At 68.1% G+C, this 12,540-nt stretch carries 13 protein-coding genes; 6 read left to right on the top strand and 7 right to left on the bottom strand.

All coding sequences use genetic code 11. The features are described from left to right. Positions 1-50 precede the first annotated feature (50 nt). Both folP and ACZ6SF_RS14975 read left to right on the top strand, forming a co-directional pair. On the top strand, positions 51-932 hold the full coding sequence (folP, locus tag ACZ6SF_RS14980; protein ID WP_466062663.1) for a dihydropteroate synthase: 882 nt from the start codon (positions 51-53) through the stop codon (positions 930-932). Next, the gene (locus tag ACZ6SF_RS14975; RefSeq protein ID WP_466062662.1) at positions 929-1,867 is read left to right on the top strand and encodes a glucosyl-3-phosphoglycerate synthase; all 939 of its coding nucleotides are present in this window, start codon (positions 929-931) and stop codon (positions 1,865-1,867) included. Before folP ends, ACZ6SF_RS14975 begins: the two co-directional genes overlap by 4 nt. Positions 1,868-1,897: 30 nt before the next feature. Here the strand turns inward: ACZ6SF_RS14975 and ACZ6SF_RS14970 are convergent, their stop codons facing one another. The 6 genes from ACZ6SF_RS14970 to sigE all read right to left on the bottom strand — a co-directional run bounded on the left by ACZ6SF_RS14970 (position 1,898) and on the right by sigE (position 6,612). Beyond that, positions 1,898-2,320 carry a hypothetical protein gene (locus ACZ6SF_RS14970; protein ID WP_466062661.1) on the bottom strand — a complete coding sequence of 141 codons (423 nt, stop codon included), beginning with the start codon at positions 2,318-2,320 and terminating at the stop codon, positions 1,898-1,900. 193 nt (positions 2,321-2,513) lie between these two features. After that, entirely contained in the window at positions 2,514-3,374 is an 861-nt protein-coding gene (locus tag ACZ6SF_RS14965; RefSeq protein WP_466062660.1) for a hypothetical protein, read from the bottom strand. Positions 3,375-3,425: 51 nt separating this feature from the next. After that, the gene (gene tatB / locus ACZ6SF_RS14960; protein WP_466062659.1) at positions 3,426-3,842 is read right to left on the bottom strand and encodes a Sec-independent protein translocase protein TatB; all 417 of its coding nucleotides are present in this window, start codon (positions 3,840-3,842) and stop codon (positions 3,426-3,428) included. 33 nt (positions 3,843-3,875) lie between these two features. Then, a complete protein-coding gene (locus ACZ6SF_RS14955) occupies positions 3,876-5,414 on the bottom strand; it encodes a trypsin-like peptidase domain-containing protein (protein WP_466062658.1) in 1,539 nt (512 codons plus the stop codon). A 10-nt stretch (positions 5,415-5,424) separates the two neighbouring features. Further along, on the bottom strand, positions 5,425-5,820 hold the full coding sequence (locus tag ACZ6SF_RS14950; RefSeq protein WP_466062657.1) for a hypothetical protein: 396 nt from the start codon (positions 5,818-5,820) through the stop codon (positions 5,425-5,427). Positions 5,821-5,955: 135 nt separating this feature from the next. Next, positions 5,956-6,612 carry an RNA polymerase sigma factor SigE gene (gene sigE / locus ACZ6SF_RS14945; RefSeq protein ID WP_466062656.1) on the bottom strand — a complete coding sequence of 219 codons (657 nt, stop codon included), beginning with the start codon at positions 6,610-6,612 and terminating at the stop codon, positions 5,956-5,958. A gap of 451 nt (positions 6,613-7,063) precedes the next feature. Here sigE and ACZ6SF_RS14940 point away from each other — a divergent pair, with 451 nt between their 5' ends. From ACZ6SF_RS14940 to ACZ6SF_RS14925, 4 genes are all read left to right on the top strand, one after another. Next, positions 7,064-7,696, top strand: coding sequence for an O-methyltransferase (locus ACZ6SF_RS14940; protein ID WP_466062655.1), 633 nt, complete (start codon positions 7,064-7,066; stop codon positions 7,694-7,696). Positions 7,697-7,906: 210 nt separating this feature from the next. After that, positions 7,907-8,644: a TetR/AcrR family transcriptional regulator gene (locus ACZ6SF_RS14935; protein WP_466062654.1), complete on the top strand. Its 738-nt coding sequence runs from the start codon at positions 7,907-7,909 to the stop codon at positions 8,642-8,644. After that, complete coding sequence (locus tag ACZ6SF_RS14930; protein WP_466062653.1) at positions 8,644-9,564, top strand: ABC transporter ATP-binding protein; 921 nt, start codon at positions 8,644-8,646, stop codon at positions 9,562-9,564. The genes ACZ6SF_RS14935 and ACZ6SF_RS14930 overlap by 1 nt, the downstream gene beginning before the upstream one ends. Continuing rightward, positions 9,561-11,216: an ABC transporter permease gene (locus ACZ6SF_RS14925; RefSeq protein WP_466062652.1), complete on the top strand. Its 1,656-nt coding sequence runs from the start codon at positions 9,561-9,563 to the stop codon at positions 11,214-11,216. Before ACZ6SF_RS14930 ends, ACZ6SF_RS14925 begins: the two co-directional genes overlap by 4 nt. Before the next feature lie 77 nt (positions 11,217-11,293). Here ACZ6SF_RS14925 and glgC read toward each other — a convergent pair whose 3' ends face one another. Next, a complete protein-coding gene (glgC, locus tag ACZ6SF_RS14920; protein ID WP_466062651.1) occupies positions 11,294-12,508 on the bottom strand; it encodes a glucose-1-phosphate adenylyltransferase in 1,215 nt (404 codons plus the stop codon). Positions 12,509-12,540: the final 32 nt, after the last annotated feature.

The following is a 12,540-nucleotide window of genomic DNA, read 5'->3' as shown; positions in this document are numbered from 1 at the left end:
GACCTCGACCCTGGACCCCATCGGCGCCGATGCGCTACTAAGCTCGACACATGTTCGAACCCGTCCGCCCGTCACCGACGTTGTGCGGACGTTCGGTAGCGACGGATCGAGCCCTGGTGATGGCGATCGTGAATCGCACCCCGGATTCCTTCTACGACCGGGGCGCCACCTTCGGCGACACGGCCGCGATGGCAGCGGTGGACCGGGCGGTCGCCGAAGGCGCCGATCTGGTCGATATCGGCGGGGTGAAGGCGGGTCCGGGGGAGCTGGTGGACGCGGCCGAGGAATCGCGGCGGGTGGTGCCGTTCGTGGCCGCCATCCGGGAGGCCTATCCCGGCCTGTTGATCAGTGTGGACACCTGGCGGTCCGGCGTCGCGCGCGCGGCCGTGGCCGAGGGCGCGGATCTGATCAACGACACCTGGGCGGGAGCCGATCCGGAATTGGTGACGGTGGCGGCGGAGACGGGGACCGGGATCGTCTGCAGTCATACCGGGGGCGCGGTGCCGCGGACCCGCCCGCATCGGGTCCGTTACGACGATGTGGTGGCCGAGGTCACAGACTCGGTGGTCGGTGCGGCGGAAGCGGCCGCGGCGGCCGGTGTGGCCAGGGATTCCATCCTCATAGATCCGACCCATGATTTCGGGAAAAACACCTATCACGGGCTCGCACTGTTGCGGGCAGCGGACGTTCTTGTAAAAAGCGGGTGGCCGGTCTTGATGGCGCTGAGCAACAAGGATTTCATCGGAGAGACATTAGGTGCCGGACTTTCCGAACGGCTGGAGGGCACATTGGCAGCAACAGCGTGGTCGGCCGCGGCGGGCGCCCGGGTCTTCCGTGTGCACGAGGTCGCCGCGACCCGGCGTGTTGTCGACATGATCGCCGCGATCCAGGGGGTCCGGCCCCCAGTACGAACTCTGCGAGGTCTCGTATGAAACTCTCACACCACGAGCCCGGCTGGGCGTCCACCAATACCTGGGACGCCCCCGACTGGTCGGTGGCCGAGCTGGTCGCCGCCAAGGCCGGCCGCACCGTTTCGGTGGTGCTGCCCGCATTGAACGAGGAGAGAACCGTCGCCGAGGTGGTGGCCAGTATCCGGCCGCTGCTCGGCACTCTGGTGGACGAGCTCGTCGTACTGGATTCCGGGTCCACCGATGCGACCGCCGAACGCGCCCGTGCGGCCGGGGCCGAGGTCATCACCCGCGAACAGGCCGTGCCCGAACTGGAGCCGGTACCGGGCAAGGGCGAGGTGCTGTGGCGCTCGCTCGCGGTGACCAGCGGCGATCTGGTGGCCTTCGTCGATTCCGATCTGATCGATCCGGATCCGGCGTTCGTGCCGAAACTGCTGGGTCCGCTGCTCACCAAGCCCGATCTGCATCTGGTGAAGGCGTACTACCGGCGTCCGCTGCTACACGGCGGCGGCGTGGACGCGCACGGGGGCGGCCGGGTCACCGAATTGGTGGCACGCCCGCTGCTGGCCGCGCTGCGACCGGGCCTCACCCCGGTACTGCAGCCGCTGGGCGGGGAGTACGCGGGCACCCGTGAACTGCTCACCGCCGTTCCGTTCGCCCCGGGTTACGGGGTGGAGATCGGATTACTGCTCGATACCTACGACCGTCTCGGCCTCGGCGCCATCGGGCAGGTCAACCTCGGGGTCCGCACACATCGCAACCGGCCGCTGGCCGATCTGGGCGTGATGAGCCGGCAGATCCTGGGCACGGTGCTGGGCCGCTGCGGTATCGCGGATTCGGGCGCCGCGCTCACCCAGTTCCCGCTGATCGGTGACGAGTTCACCCCGCACAGCACGGTGGTGGATCTGCTGGACCGGCCGGCGATGAATACGATCCGCCCGGACGTGGCGGCCGCCTGAACGGTCCCGGCCGCGACCACCGGCCTCGCGTCAGTGGTCGTGGCCGGGCTCGGGCTCGGCCGGTGAGGCAGGTTTCGGCGTCTTCTGCGCCGTAGCCGCCGTGCCTTCGGTAGCGGCGTCCGCCGGCTCGTCGCCGGACTCCCCGGCGGCGGTGTCCGCTGTTTCCACATCCTCGGGCGCGGATCCCTCGTCGGACGCTTCGTCCCCGGCGACCGCGGAGGTCTCGTCCGGGACGGCTCCGGCTTTCTCGTCGTGCGGTTTCCCGGTAGAGGTCTGCGCTGTGTCGTCCGCGGTCTCGCCGGGTTCCTCGTGCTCATGGTCCAACCGGGCCTGTAATTCGGCGACGGTCACGTATTCGCTGTTCCCGGAACCCGGATTACGCCACCACACGAATATCGAAACCAGCAGGCCGGCCGCGACCAGTATGACCGCCACGATAATCAACGCATCCACCCGCGCCTCCACGAATCGACTTGTCGGAGCCGATCTCCGGAAGGCCACCGCATATCGGCCTCATCGGCCTACCGTTCGCCAGGGTAGCAATGCGATCGGAAAATATTCGGTGTCGCTATAGGTGTTGTACGGGCGTGTCGACGTAAAGGCGCGCCGAATTCCCTTTCCGTTCCCGGGGCGTGTGCCGAGGACGTCAGCGGCGCTGCCGGACCACGTGCGGCCTGGAATCCACCGGCTCGTGCACATACACCGGGGTGAGCAGGTCCGCGTCCACCGGTTCACCGGTGGACCGGTCGTAGCGGACCCCGACCAGTACCGAGAAACGCCGGTTGGCGGCGCGCTCGTGCAGGGTGGCGAGCCGGGTGGCCAGCAGGCGTACGGCACCGAGCGAACCCGGCGGATGCAGACCGTCGATCACCAGGATGGAGCCGCGCCCGTCCGGCCGGGGCAGCCGGGCCAGGTAGGCGATATCGTGCGGCTCTGGGCTGGCCGGACGGTATATCCGCCGCGCGGCGCGGTCTTCGATCCCGCGGCGGCCGTCGCCGGGCCGGGCGACGGCCCGGCGTAGGCGCGGGTCGGCGGCGATGAGATGGCGCAGGCTGGGGGAGAGTTCGGGCCCGCCGATCACGATCAGTCCGTCGCGTAGCAGGTCCACCGGGCGCCCCGGCGCGAACGGTTCGATGGTGACTCCGAAGCCCAGCTCTTTCAGCTGCTCGGCCAGCCGGGGCGCGGCCGCCGGATCGGGTGCCCCGATCAGCCTGCCCGCGCGCGTATCCGGGACCAGCAGGGTGAGCGGTCCGTGCCCGAAGAACAAACCCTCCGGCGCCGGACCCTGTGTGCTCACCTGGTGGATGCGGGCGCGGGACAGTCCCGCGGCCGCACCGATTCGTGCGAAAGTCCATCCCTCGGCGTGTAATTCCCGGATCACCGCACGGCGAATCCGGGTGAGCTCGTTGATGGTCTGCTGAGCCGCCGCGACACCCTCCGTTGCGGCCTTGAGTCGCTCGACTTTGTCTTCGATCGCGAATATCCGCGCCACGTCATCGGCCGACATGTGCGAAGTCTAGACAGGAGGTCGCTGAACTGCGTCTAGCCTGGTTGACGCTCAGGTGGCGTCGGTGTCGATCGGCGGACGTTCATTGTGTTCCAAGGGTTTATGTGACGCAGATCGCGGGTAATCTGGCATGCCGCTGTGCGCGCCGAGAACATTCTTGCTGTCCGGTAATGCGCCGTCCAGATCCTTGAACAGGGAATCGTCGCCGTTCAGAAGATGTTTGGTCACCACCGAACGTGGTGACATCCCGCGCAATTCCTGGAGATCCGCGAGCGGTTTACGCAGATCTTCGAATTCGGGGCCGAGTTCCGAACGTAATTGCGATGTCGCGCCGGTCGCGTAATCGCGAACCTGGCGCAGACTGCGCGCAGTCCACCGCGCGGCGCCGGGTAGACGTTCCGGGCCGAGGATGACGAGGGCGGCGACGAGTAGCACGAGCATCTCGCCCCACCCGATACTGCTGAACACCTCTCCAGGCTACCCGGCGCCGCGCGCCGCGGATCAGTCGGACGCCAGGGTGACCGGAATGTCCACCTGCCGTCCTTCCCGGATGAGCTGGACGTTCACCGACTGGCCGATATCGTGCATCTGCACCGCCACAACGAGTTCATCGGGATTGGTGACCTCACGGTCGCCGACGCGGACGATCACATCGCCTTCGACGATGCCGGCGTTCGCGGCCGGACTGCCCGGCTGCACATCGGCCACCTCGGCGCCACTCATGACCTCGTTGGCGACCGTCTTCTGGCGCGCGCTCACTCCGATCACCGGGTGGTGGATCGACCCGTTCTTGATCAGGGTCTGCGCGACCTCGGTCATCTGATCCACCGGGATGGCGAAACCGAGTCCGACCGAGCCTCCGCTCTCACTGCGGATCGCGGTGTTGATACCGATCACGCGGCCGTCCGCATCCACCAGGGCGCCACCGGAATTACCGGGGTTGATCGAGGCGTCGGTCTGCACGGCGTCGATCACGGCCTTGGTATCGCTGCCCTCGCCTTCGAGTTTTACCGGACGATGCAGTGCGCTCACGATGCCGGAGGTGACGGTTTTGCTCAGGCCGAGTGGGGAGCCGATGGCCAGCACCGCGTCACCGACTTGCACGTCGCCCGATTTGCCCAGTTGGGCGACCGTGAGATTCTTCACATCGACTTTGAGGACGGCGAGGTCGCTCTTCGGATCGCGACCCACGATGCTCGCGGGGGTCCGGGTGCCGTCGGAGAAGGTGACCTGGATCCGGGCGCGCCCCGACTGATCCTGCGCGGCCATCGAGATCACGTGGTTGTTGGTGACGATATAGCCGTTCCCGTCGATCACCACTCCCGAACCGGTGGCGCCGTTCTCGCCGACCGTGGTGCGGATCGAGACCACCGACGGCAGTACCGCGTCGGCGACCTGGGCGATCGGCCCGTGCGGCTGGTCGCTGTCGGTCTGTTCCAGGCTGACCTTGCGGGAGGTCAGGGTCGACGCGGTTTCGGCGGTGAGCCGCCCGACCAGTCCGCCGACGAGTCCGATCGCCAGCGCGATAGCGGCCAGGACGAGCAGGGCCCGGGGCGCGACCCGGGAACCGAAGAGCACCTGCCGGGCGGAGAGTTGCTCGGCGCGGGGACGTTCCTGGGTGGCGGGGGCGTGCAGGGCGGGCCCGCCGAGACGGGCCTGTGCGTCGGGGTCACGCCAGGGATCGGCGGGGCCGGCGACCGGAGCGTTCTCGGTGACCGCGTCGGGGTCGCGCTGGAGTAGTTCGTCGGACCCCGGCGGACGGCCGAACGCCTCGGCCAGGACCGCCTCCGGCGGCCCCTTGGGTGCGACCGCCGCCGAGGTCTCGCCGCGCGCGGAACGGGGCGAGAAGGATCCCGACTGGCCGGACGGCCGGCGGAAGGCATGCGCGGTATGTGAGTCCACATGGGGTCGATAGACGGGGCGCGGTGCCAGCACCGGGGCATCGGGCGGGCGTAGCGTGCCGTTGCCGTTCGCCGTGCCGTTTTCGTCCGCCGAATCAGGATTGTCGGCCGGGGAATTGTGCGTCGATTCGGAACTCACGCGGCAAACTCTACTTGCGCCACCACACCGACCACCGGAAGCTGTCGAAGGTCGACGAGAAAGACTGACCCGTCGAACCGAATAATGCCTCGTTACGAGTATTTCCGGGCGAATTCCGGGAGGGGGCGCCGGTCGGTGGTTCGGCGAGCGGAATTCGCGACAGGCTGTCGTGCAGGCTCGTCGGCACCGAGATCTGGGTGGCCCGCCGCAGCGCGATACGGGCCTGCTGCTGGGCCTCCACCTCGGCCGCGCATTCCGCGCAGACCGAAAGGTGCTGTGCCGCACGCAGGTAGGGATTCATCCGCAGTTCGCCATCGACATAGGCGGCGACCGCCTCGCTCGCCAGATGCTCGGTGGAGTGGAACTGCGGGGAACGACGACCGGGAGATCTGGAGTCGTCACTCATTCGCTGCCCATCCTTCCCAACCGACATCGCTGACCGCCGGGATCCGGCATCACGGTCGCCGGATCACCAGAAGCTCGCCCTCGTGTGCTACGCGAGGCCCGCCTCGCAACTCCACGTGAGGCTCGCCTCGGTGTCTCATGCGAGGCTCGCCTCGGCGGCGAATCGCTCCTGCACTCCATTATGCGCAAGATACTCGCGCAGTGCCTGCCGGCCGCGATGAATACGGCTGCGAACGGTACCCAGCTTGACGCCCAGGGTCGCGCCGATCTCCTCGTAGGACAGGCCCTCGATATCGCACAGCACGACCGCGGCGCGGAATTCGGGAGCCAGCGAATCCAAGGCGGATTGCAGATCGGGGTCGAGGCGGGCGTCGTGGAACACCTGCTCGGGGCCGGGGCCGTCGGCGGGCACCCGGTCGTAGTCGTCGGGGAGGGCCTCCATCCGGATCCGGCTGCGCCGGCGGACCATGTCCAGGAAGAGGTTGGTGGTGATGCGGTGCAGCCAGCCCTCGAACGTGCCGGGCTGATAGTTGGACAGCGAGCGGAACACCCGGATGAAGGTTTCCTGGGTCAGATCCTCGGCGTCCTGGGCGTCGCCGGAGAGGCGGTAGGCGAGCCGGTACACGCGGTCGGCGTGTTCACGGACCAGTTCCTCCCAGGTGGGCATGACCGCACGGTCGCCGGTGGCGTCGAAGGCCGCGGTGCCCGTCAGTGGATCCTCGAGTTCGGCGGCGACGATCTCCGAGTTCGAGACTGCGTCGAGAACCTCGGGTCTGTCATCGGTACTGGACATAGCGGGCACCTCCATCAGGGCGTCCGGTGAAACGGGATCGTTGGCCACCAGGTCGTGGTGTGCGGCTACCTCGAGATCGGGCTCCGGAAACGGTCCGGGGCCGAATTCTTCCCGCCCGGGCAGGTGGTACCCGGTTCCTGCTGCCGAACGGCGGGCCCGGGGCAGCTCGGGCAAGGTGGCGGACTCGCGTGCCGCATCGACCATGTGGATGGTGACTGACCTCCTGATCGGGACCGAGGCGTAGGCTCGACAGTGGCCCGGGTGTCGGGCCGCTCTTTACCGGATACAACGGCCGGTTGGTACTCCGTTGTTCCCGTTCCTGCGCGTTCGATCTGCTGGTCTTGCGTGACCCTTACTCTTCCTTGCGCCGATATGGCCGGGGTGTGGAGATCCTGAGGGACACCTGAGAATGTTGCGACCCGCTTCGCCGCGTTTGGCATAACCTCGGGGCGTGGCATCGAACCTGGAGCGAAATCTCGCCTACGTCGAGGAATCCGTCGTGGAGGACGAGGTACTCGTCAGCGCCCGCGAACGGGCCACCGAGCTGGGAGCGGCCCCGGTGCCGCCGTCGGTCGGGGCTCTGCTGAGCATGTACGCGCAGCTGCTGGACGCGCGGGCGGTGGTCGAGGTGGGAACCGGTGTCGGGGTCAGCGGGTTGTGGCTGCTCGACGGTATGCGCGAGGACGGGACGCTGACCACCATCGACTTCGAACCGGAACATCAGCGCGCCGCCAAGGAGTCGTTCCGGGCCGCCGATATCCCGCTCGCCCGGACCCGGCTCATCAACGGCCGGGCGCTCGATGTGCTGCCGCGATTGGCCGACGGCGCCTACGACCTGGTCTTCCTGGACGCGGCGACGGTCGAGCAACCGCAGTACGTGGCCGAGGCGGTGCGGTTGCTGCGGGGTGGCGGTGCGGTGCTGTTGCACAACGCCCTGCTGGGCGGCCGGGTCCCCGATCCCGCGCATCGCGACGCGGCCACCCAGGCGGTGCGGTCGGCCACCCGGTTCGTGGCCGAGGATCCGCGTCTGACCAGTGTTCTCATTCCCCTGGGTGACGGGCTGCTCTGCGCCTCGAAGGGGTAGTCCCCGCTCGCCGGCGTTCGTGATCCGGTGGTCGCCCACCGGGTCACGGGCGGGTAGGTCGGGGGCTGTAGTCGCGCCGCCGGAGCGCTGGGCAGGTCGGCGGGATCCAGCGGACTTTCCTATCGCTGAACTGCGGTGATCCGGTCTTTGCGGAATCTTGACGGGGCTACCTCTTGCGCCTTGATTGAACGCGTGTTTAACGTATTGAACATGCGTTCAACCGATGATCTGACTACCCGGGCCCGGATACGGGACGCGGCCATCCTGGTGTTCGGAGAACAGGGGCTCGGTGTCGGGGTTCGCACTATCGCCGCCGCCGCTTCGGTCTCGCCCGGCCTGGTCAACCACCATTTCGGGAGCAAGGAAGGGCTGCGCCGGGAATGTGACGATCACGTTCGGGCCGTTATCAGGGAAGCGAAGCTGAGCTTCATGAACCGGCCGTCAGCGGGGAACCTGCTCCAGCAGCTCGCCGCGATCGACGAATACGCGCCGGTCACCGCGTACATGATGCGCAGTTTTCAGGCGGGCGGTGCACTGGCCGCCACGCTCTTCGAGCATATGGTCGAAGACGCTCAGCACTATCTGGAGGCCGGGATCATCTCCGGAGCCATCCGCCGTCCCCGCGATCTGGCCGCGACAGCCCGCTATATGGCGCTGAACAACGGCGGTGGCCTATTGCTTTTCCTTCAGCTGCGAACCGAGGCCGGCACGCCGATCGACTACCGGCAGGCCTTGCGGGATTACGGACAGCAGATCATGCTGCCCGCCCTGGAAGTCCTCACCAAGGGCCTGCTCACCGACTCCTCGATGCTCGACGCGCTGCTGGCCGAACAGGAGGACGGCGGCGTCGAGCCGACCGAGCGGGGTTCACCGGACCCGGGCCCCGCCGGCGATCCCGCCGGCGCCTCCCCACCCCGCTCTCACAATGCTTCCGACAAGGAGTTCTGATGACCTCGGCAATACATATCCGGGATCTGCACAAACACTTCGGGCAGGTCCGCGCGCTCGACGGGCTGGACCTCGAGGTGAACGAAGGCGAAGTGCACGGGTTCCTCGGACCCAACGGCGCGGGTAAGTCCACCACCATCCGGGTGCTGCTGGGGCTACTGGCGCGCACCTCCGGAGAGGTGCGGATGCTCGACCGCGATCCGTGGGCCGACGCCGTGGCGCTACACCGCGAACTGGCCTACGTGCCGGGTGATGTCACCCTGTGGCCGTCGCTGAGCGGCGGCGAGACCATCGACCTGCTGGCCTCCATGCGCGGCGGCCTGGATCGCGACCGGCGCGCGGAACTGATCGACCGCTTCGAACTGGATCCCCGGAAGAAGGCGCGCACCTACTCCAAGGGCAACCGGCAGAAGGTCGCGCTGGTCTCCGCGTTCTCGTCGAACGCCCGGCTGCTGCTGCTCGACGAGCCCACCTCGGGGCTGGACCCGCTGATGGAGCAGGTGTTCCGGGAATGTGTCGCCGAGGCGGCCGGTCGCGGGGCCACGGTGCTGCTGTCCAGCCACATCCTGTCGGAGGTGGAAGCGCTGTGCGAGCGGGTCACCATCATCCGGTCCGGCCGCACGGTGGAAAGCGGGACGCTGTCGGAGATGCGGCATCTCAGCCGGACCTCCATCACCGCCGAACTGACCGGTGATCCGGGCGATATCGCCGCGATCCCGGGCGTCGCCGACGTCAGCATGAACGACGGGACGCTGCGCTGCCAGGTCGACGGGGAGCATCTCGCGGAACTGATCCGGGTGCTGGGGGACACCGGGGTGCGCAGTCTGGTCAGCCAGCCGCCGACCCTGGAAGAACTGTTCATACGCCACTACTCGGTGAACGGCCGGGAGGCCGGCGAACTGCAGAAGGTACAGAAATGACCACCGTTGTCGCCGGAAGCCGGCACCGAGCGTTCGATTCCCCCTCGGCGGGCACCGGATTCACCGGCACGCTGCGGCTGCTGCGCCTGTATCTGCGACGCGACCGGATCGTGGCGCCGCTGTGGATCCTGCTGCTGTCGCTGCCGCTGGGCGGGGTGTATGTGGCCAGTATCGAAACGGTCTATCCGACCGCGGCCGACCGGGCGTCCTTCGCCGCGACGGTGCTGGCGAGCCCGGCGCAGCTGGCCATGTACGGGCCCATCTACAACGACTCCGTGGGCGCCGTGGGCATCTGGAAGGCGGGGATGTTCCATACGCTGATCGCGGTGGCGACCGTTCTCACCGTGATCCGGCACACCCGCGCCGAGGAGGAGACCGGCCGCGGCGAGATCCTGTCCGCCACCTCGGTGGGCCGCTATGCCAACCTCACCGCGGCCCTGCTGCTGGCCTGCGGCGGCGCGTTGCTGGCCGGTCTGATCGGGGCGGTGAGCCTGACCGCGAGCGATGTGCCCGCCGCCGGGTCGCTGGCCTTCGGCCTGGCCCTGGCCGGATCCGGCATGGTGTTCGCGGGTGTGGCCGCGGTGACCGCGCAGGTGTGCACGGGCGCCCGGCTCGCCCGGGGGCTGGCGTTCACCGTGCTGGCGGTGACCTACACCCTGCGGGCCATCGGCGACGCGCAGGCCGGCGCCGGGCCGGTGAACCCGCTGACCTGGCTCTCACCCCAGGGCTGGTCGTTGCAGATCCGGCCGTACGCGGGCGACCGCTGGTGGGTCCTGGTACTGCATATCGCGCTGCTGGTGGTGTTGCTCGTCGCGGCGTACACGCTGCTGCGGCGGCGCGATATCGGCGCGGGTCTCATCGCCGAACGGCTGGGGCGCCCGGAGGCCGGTGCGTCCCTGTCCGGGCCGCTGGGGCTGGCCGCGCGGCTGCAACGTGGGTCGCTGCTGGCCTGGACGATCGGCATCGGGCTGTACGGGCTGGTGATCGGCAGTGTCGTCAGCGGGATCGGCGACAGCTTCGCGGAGAATCAGACATTGCGCGATCTGATCACCCGGATGGGCGGCGCGGATTCGATCGAGGATTCGTTCCTGAGTTACGCCTTCACGCTGCTGGGTGTCGCGGGCGCGGTGTACGCCGTCTCGGCGGCGCTGCGGTTGTCCGGCGAGGAGAGCGGCGGCCATGCCGAATCGGTGCTCTCCGGCGCGGTCGGCCGGTTGCGCTGGACGTTCTCCCATCTGGTGTTCGCCTTCGGCGGTCCGGTGGTCATCATGCTGGCCGCCGGTGTCCTGGGCGGCCTGACCTACGGAATCGCCGCCGGTGACGTCGCGGGGAACATGCCGGAAGTGGTCGCCGCGGCGCTGGTGCAGCTGCCCGCGATCTGGTTCTTCGCCGCGGTGACGGTCGCGCTGTTCGGGCTCGTACCACGCTGGGCCGCGGTGGCCTGGGGGCTGCTCGTCGCGGCGGTCGCGGTGTTCCTGCTCGGATCGATCTCCGGCGCCCCGCAGTGGTTCCGCGATCTGGAACCGTTCAGCCACGCGCCCAAACTGCCGGGGTCGGAGTTCACCGCGACACCGGTGATCGCGGTGGTGGCCGTCGCCGCGGTTCTGCTGGCCGTCGGTCTGGCCGGTATCCGCGGTCGCGATATGCGCTGATCGACGCACGGCAGTCCGGAAACGAGACGGTCGCCGCGGTCTCTCGATCGAGAGACCGCGGCGACCGCGTGTTCCGGTCAGACCCAGGTGCCCTTGCCTACGGTGACCACGCCGCCGTTGCTGATGGCGAACCGGTCGCGGTCGCGGTCGAGATCCACGCCGATGATCTCGCCCTCCGACACCATCACGTTCTTGTCCAGGATCGCGCGCCGCACCACCGCGCCCCGGCCGATCCGCACCCCCGGCATCAGCACACTGCCCTCGACGGTGGCGCCCTCGTCCACCAGGACGTTGGCGCTGAGCACCGAATTGCGGACGGTGGCCGCGGACAGCAGACTGCCCGCCCCCACGATCGATTCCTGCGCCAGCCCGCCCCGGGCGAATTTGGCGGGGGGCAGGTTCTCGGCGGCGCCCCGGATCGGCCAGTGCCGGTTGTAGAGGTTGAACACCGGATTCACCGACACCAGGTCCATATGGGCGTCGTAGAAGGCGTCGATGGTGCCGACATCGCGCCAGTACCCGCGATCGCGGTCGGTGGCTCCGGGGACCTCGTTGGCGTCGAAATCGTAGACCGCGGCCTGACCCGAGGAGACCAGCCGCGGAATGATGTCGCCGCCCATATCGTGATCGGAATCGGAATTCTCCGAATCCGCCTTGATCGAATCCACCAGCACCTTGGTGGTGAACACATAGTTGCCCATCGAGGCGAAGGTCGAGTTCGGATCGTCCGGAATACCGGGCGGATGGGCGGGCTTCTCCAGGAATCCGACGATCCGGCCGGATTCGTCGGAATCGATACATCCGAAGGCGCCGGCGGCGCTGCGCGGCACCCGTATTCCGGCCACGGTGACCCCCGCTCCGGAATCGATATGGTGGGCGACCATCTGCTCGGGGTCCATCCGGTACACGTGATCGGCGCCGAACACCACGATGTAATCGGGATCCTCGTCGTAGATGAGGTTCAGCGATTGCATGATCGCGTCCGCGCTGCCGGTGTACCAGCGCGGCCCGAGCCGTTGCTGGGCCGGCACCGGGGTGATGTATTCCCCGGCGAAACCCGATAATCGCCAGGTCTGCGAGATATGCCGGTCCAGTGAATGCGATTTGTACTGGGTCAGTACGCACAGCCGCAGGAAACCGGCATTGACGAGATTGCTCAGGACGAAGTCGATGAGGCGGTAGGCGCCGCCGAAGGGAACGGCCGGTTTGGCCCGGTCGGCGGTCAGCGGGAAGAGTCGCTTGCCCTCGCCACCGGCGAGCACGATTCCCAGGACGTGCGGCTGGCTCCTCACAGTGCCAAACCTACCGAACGAGGTGGTCGGGA

The organism is Nocardia sp. NPDC049935 (assembly GCF_055586645.1).
This window is presented reverse-complemented; position numbering and strand designations above follow the sequence as displayed.